Source organism: Chitinophagaceae bacterium, assembly GCA_016717285.1.
Classification (GTDB): domain Bacteria; phylum Bacteroidota; class Bacteroidia; order Chitinophagales; family UBA10324; genus JACCZZ01.
The window spans coordinates 356,731-374,194 of sequence record JADKFU010000002.1; the positions used below are offsets into that span (position 1 = coordinate 356,731).

Consider the following 17,464-nt stretch of genomic DNA (forward strand, 5'->3'; position numbering starts at 1 on the left):
ATCATTGCCCGTTCTATTATAGAAGGGATCACTCAGATAAACAGCATTTGCGTGCCTTCGCCGTTTGAGCGATTGTAAAAGCCACCAACTGTTAAAACGCCATCAACATTTTCGCTGAGATCTTCTTTGGTAAAGTGGAACATATCCATCGCCAGCTTACAGGCCCACAATTTTACACCTGATGCCTTCAGTATGTCGAGGAATTCGCCAACTCCGGGAATGTCAATTTTCTCCATCTCGCGTTTCATCATCGTGGTGGCTACTGCTTCCATTCCAGGTAGTCCACCTAAAAGTGTTGGAAGATGCATGGCAGGATTACCAACCGTTGCAATATGGAGGTGGTCAAGTCTTTTCTTATGTACCGCTTCAAGTCCAAAAAACGTAAAGAACATTTCAGCTTCAATGCCTTCTGATCTTGCTCCATTGGCAAGTATGAAAGCAGCATATACACTCTCGAGCGTAGCTTTAGAGAGAATGATCATCATCTTTTTGATAATACCGTTAGTTGTGTTCATTGTTTGAAGATTTTGAATTCTGTGAATCAGATGCAGCTTACCGGTTTTGGAATGCCTGCTATCCTGGTAGCTGTTTTTAATGGGCCTTGAGGAAAGAGCTGGTAGAACTCTTTGATATCCACGACACCACTTTTACCTATTTTCCGGATGCTCAGCGGAATTTCATTTTTAAACTCCTGTTGCAGGTAACTTAATACCTGCCAGTGCCTGGGTGCAAGTGTGATGTTTGCTTCTTTGGCAATTTCTTCAGCTATCTCTTTATCCCATTGAAAGAAGTCGGTGAGGTATCCTTCTTCATTTACATTGATTTTCTTGCCTGCAATAATTTTTTCCATGATCTGTTGATTTTAGTCTTTTTCATAATGTTTTCCTGCTTCGGACATGCTGGTGGAAATGAAAGGAATATGCGTGCCTTTCAGCAACATGTTCCAGTAAATCCACCTGAATGCCATTTTTCCCATGTGATTCATCCTGCTTTCTTTCAATAATCTCAATGGACCTATTCCCGGAATCGGGAATTCACCTTCCACCGGTTCGTGGGTATAGTTGAAATCGAGTAGCAAGGCTTTTCCATTACCTGTTTCCACGAAGCAGTTTGCATGACCATCAAAATCTTCTCTTAAAGGTTCGCCGTTGATAAACCGCTTGATATTCTCTGTTAAAATTTCCGCTTCAAAATGTGCAACAGAGCCTGCTTTGGATGCCGGAAGATTGCTTGCATCACCCAACACAAAAATGTCAGGATAAGCCTTTGATTGTAATGTTCCTTTATGGGTAGGTACATAATTCAAATCATCGCCTAGTTCAGATCTGCCTATTAATTCATCACCCTTGTTCACAGGAACAGTAACAAGCAAATCAAACATCACCTCGGCACCACCATAGTCGATTATTTTTTTGTTTTCATTGTCCACTTTTTCTATAGCAAAATCGGGTATGATATGAATGTTTTTTTCTGCCAGTAAATGATCCAGTGCTTCAGTTGCTTTAGGTTTGGTGAAGGCTCCACTCATCGGCGTTACAAAAGTGATATCTACTTTTTGACGCATGGATTTATGTTTGAAATAGGAATCAGCGAGAAAAGCGAATTCCAAAGGAGCAACAGGACATTTGATGGGCATTTCCGTGATGTGCACCACTAATTTTCCACCTTCCCACTCCCGCAGTTTGTTACGGAGATCCAACGCACCTTCATACGTATAAAAATCAAAAACGCTTTTCTTCCATTCTGCTCCTGTCATGCCTTCTGTTTCTTCAGGAGCTGGTTTGGTTCCTGTGGCAATAATAAGCAGGTCGTAATGAATAGTGTCACCATTTTCAGTGAGCACTTTTTTTTCAACAGGTAAAATTTTGGCGATTTTTTCCTGCATGAAATTAACGCCATGGGGTATGAAATTCCTGATCGGTTTTTGAATATCTTCTGGTTCATAAATATCGAATGGAAGAAACAGGTAACCGGGTTGATAGTAATGCGTGTCACTCTCATCAATTATGGCAATTTCCCATTCGGCATGATCCAGTTCATGTTTCAGGTGATTGGCCATCATTGTGCCGGAAGTTCCGGCGCCCAAAATCAATATGCGTTTCATAAGTGGATGGGTTATTGTTTTCAATCAGTATTTACTAAAATATACAGTGCAAAGGAGCAACAACCCCAGTTTTTAATTGCTGACTTTAAACAGGTAACGGGCTGACTTTAATCACTTTTGTCAGGAAGAGGAAATTAACGAGGTGGCGGCGGGTGCTTATATTCAAACTTGCAGCTTTCTACAAGAATTGGTAATGGAATGAATCATCCTCATCGTTCTTATGTAATCCCTGAACAACGGTTATAAATCAAATGATTGGTTTTAAATTTATTCCATAAAAAAACCCTCTCGTTTTTTCGAAAGGGTTTTTCTTAAATTGAAAAAAGGTTGGTTACTTCTTCTTTTTAGGAGTTTCAAATTCTTTTCCGGAAGGGAAATCGTTACCGGTCGGACTTCCTAATCTGACCATAGCACACCGGAAACCAAGTGTAGAGAGTGCAAGGTTTTCGTCAAGATACCTGCGGGTTCCAGGTGAAAGATAATAAGCCCTGTCAGCCCATGAACCACCTTTATAAACGCGCGCCTTATCGTTGATAAGTGAAGAAACGGAATAGTTGTATTGCACTTCAGACAGAGAATCACCGTCCAGGAAATTAATCACATCACTTCTGCGATAATTCAACCTGTTGGCGCTTTCGGCATCAGAAACAGGCACTTTTATTACCCTTCCGAGCGAGTCTTTATCAACGTGATATCCCTCTTCGTCCAAACTATCTTTCATAAAGACGTTACCACGATAGCCGTTAAAGTCGTTAGCATCATAAAAGGTATTGGCACGATAAACATCAGATACCCATTCACTAACGTTGCCGGCCATATTATACAGACCGAAATCATTAGGCAGAAAGGAAGTTACCTGGGCAGTGATATCTGCATTGTCATTTAAACCACCGGCTACACCCATCATATCACCATTGCCGCGTTTGAAATTCGCAAGGAAATCACCCTGCCATCCACCATGTGTAGGATCGCGCATCTGATCACGGTTCCAGGGATAAATACGACGGTCCGTGTAAAGTTCTTCGTCTTTGTAAGGATTGTTCCCAATCAATGCTAATGCTGCATATTCCCATTCAGCCTCAGTCGGTAAACGGTATTCGGGAAGCATGATACCATCTTCCATTCTTACTTTTCTTTCTCCGGTGCCATTTGGATTAAGATCTTTCAGGTTTTTCTTTATGGCCCCCTCATATTGTCCAACGAGGTAAGAACGGGTGTTAAAGTTATCTTCGTCTATCTGACTTGGATTCTTATCCAAAATACCTTCCCGAATCATGATTGCCTCATTTACGCGATCGGTTCTCCATGCACAATAGTCATTTGCCTGAACCCAGGTTACTCCCACCACAGGGTAATTGTTAAAAGCAGGATGACGGAAATAATACTCAACGTAAGGCTCATTGTAAGCAAGTTCATCACGCCATACCAGGGAATCCGGTAATGCACGCTTTACCACTTCAGGAAAGTCAGAGCCGAAAGTGCGATTGAGCCAGTACAGATATTCCCTGTAATGAACATTCGCCACTTCAGTTTCATCCATATAAAAAGAAGAAACGGTTATCTTTTTAGGAATGTTATCGAAATCGTAGGTGAGGTTTTGTTCTGTGTTACCCATTACGAAGGAACCACCTTCCACAAGTGTTAAACCCGGGCCGGTTTCCTGGCCATCAAAATCCCTGACTTCAAAACCACCCCACTTGCTGTCGTTGTAGTTCCAGCCTGTGGTTGCTGATTTCTCTTTTTTACAAGAGCTCAGTGAAAAAAGAAGGGCTGCTGATATCATTATCAGCGAACCGGTAGTGTTAAGTGACCGCTTCAGCATGCTAAGTTATAATTACGTGAAGAGAGAGGTAAACGCAAATGTAAATTATTTATTTCAAAATTATCAGCATTCGCTGCTAAAAGGAATGTTACGATAAGTAAGGGTTTTAACAGGAGTAAAAATGCTAAAGCTATAAACTGACCGATGGTTGATTGTTTAGTTCGCTAAAATACTTCCGGGCAATCACTGAATTTCTTTGCATTCCTCTTGAATTGCACTTTTCTGGAATCGTGTAAGTTCATTACCACCGACAATTCGTGAGTGCCACCTGTACTTTCCAGATTGGAAATAGTAGCGTCATAACTATATCCAAATTTAAAAATACCCTTTCGCAAACCTGTCATAAATATCATTGCATCATTGTTTCCAAAAGCCGATCTGAAGTAAATGCCGCCATATATCAATCCAATACCGAGAATAGCACCAATGTTTAACTGTTTAAAGGTTTCCTGCTGAGCAAATAAAAGGTTGGGTGAAAAATATACGGGCGTCTTGGCTCCTTTTTTCGAGTGCAGTTCAATGCCGATATTTGCGCCTATTCGCACTGGCCATGGACTTACTTGTGATGAAATGAAAGATTCGTTGGGGGAAGTAACATGTTTGGCAGATAATCCTGCGTAGAAACTCCTTGTATAAAAAACGATTCCACCACCAATATCAGCAATACCTTTCGAGGTAACATCAGGCATATCAGCGGATATACCACCAGTCGTAGAACCGTTATACGGATTGATATTTTCGGCAAATATCAATTGACTGGCATCAATTCTTTTTTGGACAAATGATATTTGTGCTGCTGCTTTAATGCCAAAATTTTTACTGAGGTTAAGCTGGTAAGAATAAATGCCGGAAGCGCCTGTTGCAGTTAACAATCCGTTGGCCTGCCTGTCAGTTGCGACCAAAACACCAATGCCGCCATTTAATGCATCAATGTTCTGATCATAAGATGCCGTATAAGTAACATAAGCATCATTAAGTGCTGCCCACTGATTTCTATAATTCATACAAAAACGCGGACCTTCTCCCACACCTGCATAGGCGGGGTTCAGGTAAAGTGGTGAATTAAAAAACTGGCTGAATTCCACATCCTGTGCAAGCGTATTTGCCAGAAAGCAACGGAATAAAATAATGCCTAATATTGCGCGTTTCAGAACCAAAATTCAATTCAGAAGTTTTATTGTAACTTTAAATTAGCCTGAAATAATAATCATAACCTGCCGTTAAAGAAAGACATTTTTCAGGAATCACCTTTGAAATCCCCAATTGTTTGCCGCTAATCATGAGAAATTTTTCCGTACTTATTTTGTTTCTTATTATTCATTCCACCTCGTGGGCTCAGATTATTTCGCCGGTTCAAACGCTTAACTGGTCTGATACATTGCAAAGCCTTGAATTTTCAGATTATAAGCTTCATGATGTACTATATTTTAACGGAGCTTCTTATGATGATCAAAATTATGGGTACCTGCCATTTTATTTTGAATCAGTCGCCGTTCCGTCGGATGGAATACCTGTCGTGGAGTTGACTGATGAAGTATATGCACCTGCAATTCTTAAAAGAGGTTCGTTTCCCGTGGATTTCTTTAAATCAGTAGAAAATGTACCAGTCGTTAAAGCAGGTGTGGGTTATGAAATGAAGAAGCCGGTTCTTCAACTTTCAATTGTTCCCTTCCGGAAAAATCAATCCACAGGAGTAGTGGAAAAATTGATTTCTTTTCGATACAGCATAACCATGACACCTTCAAATACGGTTTCAAATGTTCGCGGAGGTGAAGAATTTGCTTCGCATTCTGTGCTTGCCAATGGTACCTGGTATAAAATTTCCGTAAAGAATGATGGTGTTTTCAAGCTGGATAAGAATTTTCTTGATGCATTGGGAATCAATACCACTTCTATAGATCCAAGAAATATCCGGATCTATGGAAATGGCGGAGGCATGCTTCCGGAACCCAATGCCACCTTCAGGTATGATGATCTGCAAGAGAATGCCATAAAAGTGAGTGGAGAAGAAGACGGGCGATTTGATGCTGCTGATTATGTTCAGTTTTATGCAAGGGGACCACATCGTTGGGTGTATGATGCTACCGCGAAAAAATTTGTTCACCAGTTGAATATCTATGCAAATGAAGCTTGCTATTTTATTACTACCGATTTAGGAGCAGGGAAGAGAATTACAGAACTCGCTTCCGCTGTTGAATCACCTACTCTGCAGGTTACCACTTTTGATGATCGCGCTTTTCATGAGGTGGAACTGGAAAATTTTCTCGAAAGTGGCAGAGATTGGTATGGCGAATCTTTTGAGTTTGAAACTTCGCAACCATTCTCGTTCAGTTTCAGCAACGTGGTAACTACCACTCCGGTTAAGGTAACAGCAACAGTAGCGTCCAAAAGCATTTACGCTTCCAATACCTTCACAATGTCTGCATTGGGTCAAACCATCGATGCCGAAAGTATTTCTAAAGTCTGTAGTGACTATACTTGTCCATTTGCAAATGTGACAAAGCTGGAAGGTGAGTTTGTGACCGCGTCCGGAAATTTTGACGTGAACCTCGTATACACAAGAAATGCACAGGACGCCGTTGGATGGCTTAATTATATGGAAGTGAACCTGCAACGAAATTTATCCTGGACAGGATCTCAAATGAGCTTTAGAAATGTTGCTTCGTGGTTGCCTGGTAATATTGTTCAATATTCCGTGAGCAATACAAATTCTTCACTGCTGATTCTAGATGTAACAGATCCGATTAATTGTCGCCGGCAGGCTACGGTAGCTAATGGTAATCAACTCCAGTTCACGGCGTTGGGTGATACGCTTCATGAATATGTTATCTTCTCTGACAATGAAGGAATTACTCCAACTGCTATCGGAAAAATTTCAAACCAGGATTTACATGGTTTACCGCAGGCGAGCTACCTGATTGTGACTCCGGGAAGCTTATTGTCGTTTGCTAATCAACTGGCAGATTTTCACCGGTCAAAATCCGGCCTAACGGTAAATGTGGTCACAGTTGATCAGATTTACAATGAGTATTCCAGCGGAACGCAGGATATTGTTGCCATCCGCGATTTTACACGCATGTTTTACAAAAGAGCAGGAACTGACCCACAGTTGTTGCCCAAATATATCTGCCTTTTTGGTGATGGCTCTTACGACAATAAAGGAAACATAGACGGTAATAAGGGGTTGATTCCTACTTTTCAAAGCGCTAACTCGGTGAGCGCCACCAGTTCTTTTGTGAGTGATGATTTTTATGGATTGCTGGACGACAATGAAGGTGGCAATGTACTTGACCCCAATGCTAAACTGGATATTGCAATCGGACGTTTACCGGTGAATAACGAAGATCAGTCTGCAGCAATCCTGAACAAAATAAATATTTATGGTTCTTCACAGTCCTTTGGAAACTGGCGCAACGTTGTCACATTTGTTGCTGATGATGAGGATAACAATACACACATCAAAGATGCTGATGAAGTAGCAGTGGAAGTGGCAGCAAAATATCCGGTTTATAATTTCGATAAGATTTATTTTGATTCATACCAACAGATATCTATTCCCGGCGGAACACGTTACCCGGATGCGAATACTGCCATCAATAACAGGATTTGCAATGGTACATTACTCATGAATTACGTCGGGCATGGGGGAGTTGGTGGCTGGGCACATGAGCGAGTGCTACAGATCAGCGATATAGAAAGTTATACCAATCTGTATAAGCTTACGCTTTTTGTTACAGCAACCTGTGAGTTCAGTAAATATGACGATCCTGCTATAGAATCTGCCGGTGAGATGCTGCTCTCCAATACAAAGGGCGGCGCCATTGCACTAGTTACAACAGTACGGCTTGTGTATTCTTCCGCTAACCGGTTGATGAATCAGGGTTTTATGGATAACGTCTTTCTTCCTGTTGATGGAGTGATACCACCACTGGGAGAAGTTTTCAGAAAAGGCAAAAACAGTATTGGCGGTGATACCAATAACCGGAAATTCACGTTGCTCGGAGATCCTGCGTTAACGCTTAATTATCCAACCTTTAATGTGGTTACAACTGCTATCAATTCGCATCCTGTAGGAACAGTGAACGACACCATCAAAGCTCTTCAACTGGTTACTATTGAAGGAAAAGTAAATGACTTGAACGGTAACGTGATGTCAGCATTCAATGGAACACTCTACCCGACTGTCTACGATAAGCCCATTACGTATCAGACACTTTCCAACGATCCGGCCAGTCAGGTTCGTAATTTCACCCTTCAGAAAAACATTATTTACAATGGAAAAGCCAGTGTGAAAAGCGGCATTTTTTCTTTTTCGTTTGTGGTACCTAAAGATATTTCCTATCAGTATGGTTTTGGTAAGCTGAGTTATTATGCTGAAGATGGCACTGTGGATGCGAACGGCTATAAAAATGATGTGGTAATCGGCGGAGTGAGTGATTCAGCAAGTTTTGATGATAAAGGACCAGAAGTGAAAGTGTATATGAATGATGAAAAATTTGTGCGTGGTGGAATAACGGATGAAAGTCCGAGCGTACTGGTAAAGCTAAATGATGCCAATGGGGTGAATACAGTAGGCACCGGAATTGGCCACGATATTGCAGGCACCTTGGACAACGATTCAAAAATACGCTTGTGATGAATGATTTTTACAGTGCCGACCTTGATAGCTATCAATCCGGTGAAGCAAGATATCCTTTGAGCAGCATGAGTGAAGGATTACATACCATAGTTGTAAAAGCCTGGGACGTTTACAACAATTCATCGGAAGGCAGTACGGAGTTTATTGTTTCCACCTCTGCAGAATTGGCACTGGCGCATGTGCTGAATTATCCGAATCCATTCACAACACGCACTGAATTCATGTTTGAGCACAATATGCCCGGTCAAATGCTCGATGTGATGGTGCAGGTTTATACTATTTCCGGTAAACTGGTGAAAACTATTCAGCAATCTGTGATGCCGGAAATGGTTGCTTTCAACGGTACCGGATGCAGCGATGCAGGAACCGCAGGAGGCTACAGGGTTAACGGTATTTTCTGGGATGGAAAAGATGACTATGGAGATGTGATAGGTAAAGGAGTTTACGTATACAAGCTGACTGTTCAGGCAGACAATGGAATGAAGGCCGATACCTTTGAAAAATTGGTCATTCTCAAATAAAACTTAACTTTGCCCGCTTTTTAATCAACCAAAAAACAAGTAGAATTTTTGATGAAAAGGACTTATCAATTACGAACAGCAACGGTTTTTATATTACTGGCAACAACATTTATTGGTGTTACTGCAAAAGCACAAACTGCTGCTGATTCATTAGATGGCCGTGTAAATGTGATAAATACCGCTGTACCATTTTTGCGAATTGCTCCTGATGCCAGATCGGGTGCCATGGGCGATGTTGGATTGGGGCTATCTGCAGATGCCAATGCGATTTTCTGGAATACAGCAAAAATCACTTTCGCAGAAAATAAACTTGCTATGGGCGTAACCTACACGCCCTGGCTAAGAGCGCTGGTAAGTGATATCTACCTGGCATCGCTCGGAGGCTATTACAAAGTGGATGATAACTCGGCACTTGCATTCGGACTTCGTTATTTTTCTTTGGGAAGCATCACTTTTACAAGTACTACCGGGCAGGTGATAGGAGATTTTAATCCACAGGAATTTGCCATTGATCTTGGATATTCAAGGAAGCTTGCCACACATTTAAGTGTCGGTCTCAATCTTGGTTTTGTTTATTCAAATCTTGCTGCATCTTATGTAGTGAATAATGTTCCGATTAAAGCCGGTAAAGCTGTGAAAGCAGATCTTTCTACATTTTATACGCATCCTGCAAAATTTGGAAGTAAAACCAAGGGTTCCTACAACATCGGATTAACGGTTGCCAACATCGGAAATAAGATCACTTATACCGAATCTGCTGAGAATAAAGATTTTCTTCCTTGTAATCTTGGGCTTGGTAGTGGCATCACCTTCCAGTTTGATGACTATAATAAACTCTCCTTTAATCTTGACTTTAACAAATTACTTGTGCCAACTCCTGACTCTGCAGGCGATTACCGAAGCCTTTCTACAGTAGAAGGAATATTTACCTCCTTTACTGATGCACCAGGTGGATTTTCTGAAGAAATGAGAGAAATTATGATTTCAACAGGAGCGGAATACTGGTACCGTGAGTTATTCTCCGTTCGTGCAGGATTTTTCTATGAAGATAAAACCAAAGGTGCCCGTCAATATATTACGGCCGGATTCGGTATCAAATACAATGTGTTCGGTTTGAATTTTTCTTACCTGATTCCTACTTCCAGTCAGAAAACACCGCTTGATAATACATTGCGTTTCTCTTTATTGTTTGATTTTGATGCAATGAAAAAAGCACCTGAAGAAGCACCTTCAGATAGCGAATAAAGGCATGATCAGGTTCATGTTCTCTCTTTCTCAGTTTAAATAGTTCCTTCCTTGTCAGTTAGAGTTGGATTTGGATTCGATGTGCACCGCTTAGTTGCCGGAAGACCCATGGTACTTGGCGGAGTCGTGATTCCGTTTTCAAAAGGACCTGACGGTCATTCGGATGCCGATGTGTTGATTCATGCTATCTGTGATGCGTTGCTGGGTGCAGCCGGACTACGTGATATTGGATTTCATTTTCCCGATACGGACAGTTCGTATAAAAATATAGACAGCAAATTATTGTTGAAAGAGGTGATGATTCAGGTTGCAATAAAAAAATATAAAGTGGGGAATATCGATGTTACCCTTTGCCTTGAACAACCTAAAATAAATCCACACATTCCCGACATGAAAAAAGTGTTGGCTGAAGCACTTGCCATTCAGCAAGATGATATTTCAATCAAAGCAACCACTAATGAACGCATGGGATTTATTGGCCGCGAAGAAGGCGTTGCCGCATATGCTGTAGTTCTACTTGAATCCTGTTAATTCCTGCGTTGTATTGCAACTTCAACAACCTGAGAAAAAATTATTCCTTAATGAACTTCTTCACATCAGGATGATGAATTCCATCATCTATTTTAAGAAGGTAGATTCCGGCAGGCCATGACGCAGTATTTACCGTAAACAGATCTTTTTCTTCACTGTCAAATTCAGTTTCAAACATTACGTTGCCGACCATATTTACTATGGTAATGTTTGCAACCAACGGCTCCTCAAAAGAAATATTCAACACATCAACGGATGGAACCGGGAAAATGCTAACCTGATGCTGCAACTGGTTTTGTTCGTAAGCTATTTTTTGAGGTGGCGTTGTAAATGTATCCAGTTCAGAATAGGGTGACTTTTTTAAAGGAGAAGAAGCGCATATTGTCTGAACCTGCCATTCGTAAGCAGTCGAAGGTAATAATCCCGTCAATTGAACCTTATTTTTTGTTATACCCGTTACAGTAGTCCAGTTGGAAGGTCCCAGCGGACGGTATCTTAACTTATATTTTTTAACGCCCGTTGCCGGTGCCCATGAAAGCGTGGTTTTGGAAGGTTTTGGATTTGCAGTCATGGTATATCCGGTAATCCTGCTGCATGGGTCCCAATCGTATTTATGTACCCTGTAACTTTTTTGACCAATCGAATCGAAGCTCATTTCCCAAACTATGTTTTTATTGTAGTCCACCTCTGTCTGGTTGGGCACACCATTGGCAACCAGGCCCCAGTCAATCATTGTATTTCCATTGGGCAATCGTTGGGCATTACCGGTAGCAGTGCCGTAAACTTTAATTCCGTTTACATCCGGATGCTCGTAGTACCAGACGAGTGTTGCCGTTTTATTTATTTCATCCAGTTGATATTCTTTTGCGCTGGAAACTTGTGGCGTCATTTTATTCCCATTGTTGAAAATGGTGATATTGCCATTTTCAATTCTGCGCAGATCGTGCTGGGAAGCAAAATGTTTAACATTGTTATCATTTATGAATGTAAATTGATTATTCTCTCCACCCATCCGCCAAATGATTTCGCCGGTTTCACGGTTGATCTTCGTCAGTTCATCCATGTTTCTGCAGGAGATCAGGATATTCCCGTCAAAGTCACGCTCCACTGAATTTCCATGTACATAATCAACATTCAGATTAGTAAGCGGTGTATATTGATTAGCATCCGTAAACTGAAAATGATCTTCACTGCGCCATTCAAATACAACCTCCTTGTTTTGATCCAATTCCTGCAATACCAGGTATTGAACCACTGCATTTGTCAATCCACCATATGCCGTCATATCGGTAACTGTATTTTCATAGGCCTGAAGCAAAATGTGACCATCAGGATACATCATTACATCATGATCATTGGTTGATAATTCATATCCGTTTTTACACTGCGCAGAATCTATAAGATTGTAATTTGAATCCAGGATCATCCACATTGCCTTATCTCTTGAGAAATAGGAAAGGTATCCGCTTGCATTTAATTTAAAATCCCGGCCATTCTGCCCCACATCTTTTGCCCAAACCATGTCGCCGTTGTTCTCAATAATGGTAGTGAAGGAATTGGTTGCCGGATCTGGGCCCGTTTGATCTTCATGATTAGAATAAAAAATACGGCCCGGCGCCGGATTATTATTGATGCTGATTGTGTATGTGGGCATTGAATCTAAAGGATAGGTAATCTTTTGAGCATCCTTCTTGGAGGGATCATAACCATATTCATCAATAAAATTTTGAAGCTTAGCGAGCCTGATCAGTTTCTCCTGTTCACCCGAAGTTTTTGCACGTATTCCAAAGCTGAAAGTGATGCCATTGATTTTCTCTCCATTCTCCTTTAATAGTGTTGAGTGCACATTTACCGTTACAGTTTCCTCAAAGAAAAATGGCACTTCAGGTTTTACAATGATGGTTTTATCGTCATCAGACAACAGTGCCGTCCAATTGTGTTTGCCACTTTTTGATCCTGTTATTTCCACAAATTGCTGATTGTTTATTGATTCACGATCCATTGCATTGCCATTTTTCAGCAGGATAGTAGTCTGAGGATGATGCGAGGACGAGCCGGGCAAAGGATTAACGTAATTAAATTGCGCAAATAGTATCTTCGAAAAGAGGCAGCAGGAGAGGAGGGTAACCGTAAATTTCATAGCTAATTTTTTTGAAGCAGGTTATTACAAATTGCTTATTTATGCTCACGAATTTAAAAATACGAATTTGTTTTTTTCAAAATCAACATTGTTTAGTGTCTTTCTTATACGAACAGTGTTTCCCCGTACACAGTCTTTAAAACTGACCTTTGGGGCTCTTTATTAAAACAAGTCGCTTGAAGACAATTATTTGTCGAACAATCCCGCTCTTTTGCCGAAATGTTGACTAATGGCAGGTATTTCCTGTAAACCCTGTTATCTTTGCGCGCCAAAAATAAGACATAGGATATTTTTAATCGCAAACATTTCCTTTGAATTAATTTTCAAACTCTTTGCCAACTAAACCATTTCCCTTTACTACATGAAGAAATTACTGCTTGCTCCCCTCGCAGGGATGTTGTTCGTTATTTCGTGCACACCTGCTAAAAAAGAGATGCCTAAAGAATACACGGCGATTGATGTTTCGGCTTTTGATTCATCATACAGTCCGGTACAGGATTTTTATGAGTACATCAATGCAAAATGGGTGAAAAACAATCCCATACCTGCCACTGAAAGTTCATGGAGAGCTTTTGAGGTAGTGGATGATTCTGTAAAAAGCAAAGTAAGGAAGGTGTTGGAAGCTGCGGCTTCAGATAAGAATGCCGCAAAAGGAAGCAGTGCCCAGAAAGTGGGAGATTTCTTTTCAACGGGCATGGACTCCGTGGCCATTGAACAGGCCGGCATTACCCCACTTAAACCCTGGTTTGATTCCATCGCAGCGTTTAAAACCACTGACGATGTAATCAGGTTTACGGCTCAATCGAACCTTGTAAATTCAACAGCATTGCTGGCATGTTATGTAGAGCAGGATCAGAAAGACAGTAAGAAATATATACTCTATATGACTCAGACAGGTATTGGTCTTCCCGACAGGGATTATTATTTTCTAACGGATGCGAAGTCCAGGCAGATCAGGGATGAATACGTAAAGCATATTGCCAAATACTTTACGATGATGAATGTTGACCAGGCCATGGCAGAAAAAAATGCGGCTGCAATTATTGGCATTGAAACAGGTCTGGCAAAAGCTTCGATGACGAGAGTTCAGCAGCGTGATCCATATGCGACTTACAATAAAATGTCAGTAGCAGATTTGTATAAAAATTATCCGGTTATTAACTGGGATGTCTATTTCAAATCTCTCTCGCTGAAAAACTTTGACTCGCTGATTGTAAGTCAGCCATTGTATTTGAAGCAAGCAAATGAAGCATTGAAATCAGTGAGCATTGAGGATTGGAAGACCTACTTTACTTTCCATTTAATAAATGGAGCAGCATCAAATCTGAGCGCCGCTTATGCAGCGGAAGATTTTAATTTTTACAGCAAAACCATTCGTGGAATAGAACAGATCGATCCAAGATGGAAGCGCATACAGGATCTTGAAAATTATTGCCTCGGGGAATTGGTTGGACAGGAATATGTGAAAACCAACTTCGCACCTGAGTCTAAAACAAGAATGCTCGAGATGATACACAATCTCTTAGATGCATACAGTGAACGAATAGCAAAACTGGATTGGATGCAAGACAGCACCAAGCTGTATGCACAAAAGAAATTGAGTCAGATTACAATCAAAGTAGGGTATCCTGATAAGTGGCGCGACTATTCAACGGTGGAAATTGACAAGGGCCCTTTTATCCTGAATGTAGCCCGTGCCATTGAATTTGAAAGCCATAGAAACCTCAATAAACTGGGAACTACAGTTGACCGCACTGAATGGGGAATGACACCACAAACGGTGAATGCTTATTATAACCCGGTAAATAATGAAATCGTATTTCCTGCTGCTATTCTTCAACCTCCTTTCTTTTATGCTGATGGTGATGATGCTGTAAACTACGGTGGCATCGGTGCTGTGATTGGTCATGAAGTTACACATGGTTTTGATGACCAGGGAAGACGTTATGATGCGGAAGGTAACCTGAGAGACTGGTGGACAAAAGCAGATGGAGAACAATATGATGCCCGTACAAAACTTATCACTGAACAATTCAACACTTATTCTCCGATTGATAGCTTCTTCATCAATGGCGCATTAACTCAAGGAGAAAATATTGCGGATTTGGGCGGACTGACTATTTCCTATAACGCGTTTAAGAATGCTGCTCCGAAAAATTCACAGGATACCATGATCATAAAAGGGCTTACACCTGATCAGCGTTTCTTTATCAGCTTTGCAAAAGTCTGGGCAGGATCATTTCGTCCGGAAGAACAAAAGCGCAGGTTAGTGATGGATCCTCATTCACCTGGTAAATATCGCGTAATCGGTACACTGTCCAATATGCCCGAATTCTACCAGGCATTTGGTGTGAAAGAAGGCGACAAAATGTATCGTCCGGATTCTGTTCGTGGTAAAGTATGGTAGCAGTAATTAATGTAGGTATCCATTGAAGTAAACCATCAATAAGAAACGATTAGAATTTCAATGAGTAAGAAGACATCCCGGCCACGTCGGGATGTTTTCATTTCAAACAAGCCGGTTTGGAATTTTAAACAGTATTCTTTGTGTCTTTGCGAATCCTTTGCGTCCTTTGCATTGGCGCAGAAGCGCTGCTGACCTTATGAAAAATAAACCGGTGATAGGAGTGATTGGCGGTGGACAGCTTGGCCGTATGTTTATTGAAGAAGCGTTGCGTTATAATATTGATTGCATCATTGTGGATGCAGATAAAGATTGTCCCGCATCAGTAATTGCCCACGATCACATTGTTGGAAGCATTGCCGAAGCCGGCCCAATCAGGCGCTTGGGCGAGGTAGCAGATGTGCTTACCTACGAGATCGAACATATCTATACAGCACCTTTGTTTCAATTGCAGAAGGAAGGCAAGACGCTGATTCCATCTCCGCAAATTCTTCAAATTGTTCAGGACAAAGGATTGCAGAAACAATTTTACGCTGATCATAATATACCGACTGCAAAATTTCAATTGGTAAATAATGAAACAGAATGGGCAGCGGTAATTAAATCTTTTCGCTGGAAAAAATTTGTGGCGAAATCGCGAAAAGAAGGATATGATGGCAAAGGCGTGCAGGTAATGAATGCCGATGATGTTTTAAAGCTCGGAAATATTCCTTTTAAAACTCCGGCAGTGCTTGAGGCATTTATTGATTGTAAAAAAGAGATTTCCATAATCGTTGCAAGAGATAAACAAGGCGCAATTACTTGTTTCCCGCCAGTGGAAATGGAATTTGATCCTGTTGCCAATTTAGTTACGATGCTGGTCTGTCCTGCTTCACTGAAAAAAAATTTGCTAAAGAAAGCGACTGAGATTGCAACCCATGTAGTAGAATCCATGAGCGGTGTAGGACTTTTTGCTATCGAATTGTTTTTGGATCACGCTGACCGTTGGTATGTAAATGAAATGGCACCGCGTCCCCACAACAGTGGCCATCATACTATTGAAGCCTGTTATACCTCGCAGTACGAACAGCTATTGCGGATACTCTTAGGTCTTCCATTGGGAAGCACTGCCCTTATTAAACCTGCGGTGATGATTAACCTGCTCGGCCCAATGGATTTTTCAGGACCGTATTATCTGGATGGATATGATGCCATTTTAAAAATGGAGGGTGTGTACGTTCATCTGTATGGAAAAAAGGAATCAAGGCCCATGCGAAAACTAGGACACATTACTATTCTTGCTGGCACAGTAAAAGAAGCAAGGAAAAAAGCGAAGTGGGTGCAGCGCCACTGCAGCATAAGAAAATCAGGTGCAACTGAATCATAAATCAAGCGACCCGGTTTGCATGTGGGATTTTAATTTTTCAGATTTTCTTCACACCAAGTAACTGAATATGACAAATAATGAACAACCGCAGGTAGCCATTATCATGGGTTCCGACAGTGATTTGCAGGTAATGAAAGAAGCAGCTTCCATACTGGAAGAATTCAAGGTAAATTACCAGCTAACCATTGTTTCCGCGCACCGCACACCGGAACGAATGATGAGCTTTGCGAAATCTGCTGCCGGCCTGGGAATTAAAGTAATTATTGCGGGAGCCGGCGGCGCGGCACATTTACCCGGAATGGTTGCATCCTTAACACACCTTCCTGTTATCGGCGTGCCGGTGCAATCGAAAGCCATGAGTGGAATTGATTCATTGTATTCGATTGTACAAATGCCGCAAGGGGTTCCAGTAGCTACTGTTGCAATTAACGGGGCATTTAATGCTGGTTTACTTGCGCTGCAGATCCTGGCACTTACTGATGGTGGTATCCTCTCGGAAAAATTGATTGCCTACAAAAACAAACTAAAAAATAGCGTAGAAGACAAGGCGCAGGAACTGGAGCATTCAGGATATAAAGAATACCTGAAAGAACATGATTGATATGGCTGCAGTGCGAGGGTGACTGTTTATTATTTTTTTTCCAATGATAAATATTGAAGCATAAAGCCAAGCCTTGTCAGGGCTGAATTGA

The 17,464-nt window shown here is 41.3% G+C and carries 13 protein-coding genes; 7 read left to right on the forward strand and 6 right to left on the reverse strand.

Annotation, left to right across the window (positions count from 1 at the left end; translation table 11 throughout):
- Positions 1–32: 32 nt before the first annotated feature.
- The 5 genes from IPO83_04630 to IPO83_04650 form a co-directional block, all read right to left on the reverse strand.
- The gene (locus tag IPO83_04630; GenBank protein MBK9730567.1) at positions 33–515 is read right to left on the reverse strand and encodes a DsrE/DsrF/DrsH-like family protein; all 483 of its coding nucleotides are present in this window, start codon (positions 513–515) and stop codon (positions 33–35) included.
- Positions 516–541: 26 nt separating this feature from the next.
- The gene (locus tag IPO83_04635; protein MBK9730568.1) at positions 542–850 is read right to left on the reverse strand and encodes a TusE/DsrC/DsvC family sulfur relay protein; all 309 of its coding nucleotides are present in this window, start codon (positions 848–850) and stop codon (positions 542–544) included.
- A 12-nt stretch (positions 851–862) separates the two neighbouring features.
- Complete coding sequence (locus tag IPO83_04640; GenBank protein MBK9730569.1) at positions 863–2,104, reverse strand: FAD-dependent oxidoreductase; 1,242 nt, start codon at positions 2,102–2,104, stop codon at positions 863–865.
- Between the two features lie 331 nt (positions 2,105–2,435).
- Positions 2,436–3,926, reverse strand: coding sequence for an SUMF1/EgtB/PvdO family nonheme iron enzyme (locus IPO83_04645; GenBank protein MBK9730570.1), 1,491 nt, complete (start codon positions 3,924–3,926; stop codon positions 2,436–2,438).
- A 164-nt stretch (positions 3,927–4,090) separates the two neighbouring features.
- Positions 4,091–5,083 carry a PorP/SprF family type IX secretion system membrane protein gene (locus tag IPO83_04650; protein MBK9730571.1) on the reverse strand — a complete coding sequence of 331 codons (993 nt, stop codon included), beginning with the start codon at positions 5,081–5,083 and terminating at the stop codon, positions 4,091–4,093.
- Positions 5,084–5,205: 122 nt separating this feature from the next.
- Between IPO83_04650 and porU the strand changes: the two genes are divergently transcribed.
- Genes porU through IPO83_04670 form a run of 4 tightly spaced genes read left to right on the forward strand, consistent with a single transcriptional unit; the run spans position 5,206 to position 10,862 of the window.
- Positions 5,206–8,562 carry a type IX secretion system sortase PorU gene (porU, locus tag IPO83_04655; GenBank protein ID MBK9730572.1) on the forward strand — a complete coding sequence of 1,119 codons (3,357 nt, stop codon included), beginning with the start codon at positions 5,206–5,208 and terminating at the stop codon, positions 8,560–8,562.
- The gene (locus IPO83_04660) at positions 8,562–9,086 is read left to right on the forward strand and encodes a hypothetical protein (GenBank protein ID MBK9730573.1); all 525 of its coding nucleotides are present in this window, start codon (positions 8,562–8,564) and stop codon (positions 9,084–9,086) included. Before porU ends, IPO83_04660 begins: the two co-directional genes overlap by 1 nt.
- Positions 9,087–9,137: 51 nt before the next feature.
- Complete coding sequence (gene porV / locus IPO83_04665; protein MBK9730574.1) at positions 9,138–10,331, forward strand: type IX secretion system outer membrane channel protein PorV; 1,194 nt, start codon at positions 9,138–9,140, stop codon at positions 10,329–10,331.
- A gap of 51 nt (positions 10,332–10,382) precedes the next feature.
- Positions 10,383–10,862: a 2-C-methyl-D-erythritol 2,4-cyclodiphosphate synthase gene (locus IPO83_04670; GenBank protein MBK9730575.1), complete on the forward strand. Its 480-nt coding sequence runs from the start codon at positions 10,383–10,385 to the stop codon at positions 10,860–10,862.
- Positions 10,863–10,902: 40 nt separating this feature from the next.
- Here the strand turns inward: IPO83_04670 and IPO83_04675 are convergent, their stop codons facing one another.
- Positions 10,903–13,002, reverse strand: a complete 2,100-nt coding sequence (locus tag IPO83_04675) for an aryl-sulfate sulfotransferase (protein ID MBK9730576.1) — start codon at positions 13,000–13,002, stop codon at positions 10,903–10,905.
- Positions 13,003–13,363: 361 nt separating this feature from the next.
- On the opposite strand from IPO83_04675, the gene IPO83_04680 reads away from it, so the two are divergent.
- The 3 genes from IPO83_04680 to purE all read left to right on the forward strand — a co-directional run bounded on the left by IPO83_04680 (position 13,364) and on the right by purE (position 17,373).
- Entirely contained in the window at positions 13,364–15,409 is a 2,046-nt protein-coding gene (locus tag IPO83_04680; GenBank protein MBK9730577.1) for a M13 family metallopeptidase, read from the forward strand.
- A 196-nt stretch (positions 15,410–15,605) separates the two neighbouring features.
- Positions 15,606–16,772, forward strand: a complete 1,167-nt coding sequence (locus IPO83_04685; protein ID MBK9730578.1) for a 5-(carboxyamino)imidazole ribonucleotide synthase — start codon at positions 15,606–15,608, stop codon at positions 16,770–16,772.
- A gap of 67 nt (positions 16,773–16,839) precedes the next feature.
- Positions 16,840–17,373: a 5-(carboxyamino)imidazole ribonucleotide mutase gene (purE, locus tag IPO83_04690; GenBank protein MBK9730579.1), complete on the forward strand. Its 534-nt coding sequence runs from the start codon at positions 16,840–16,842 to the stop codon at positions 17,371–17,373.
- Positions 17,374–17,464: the final 91 nt, after the last annotated feature.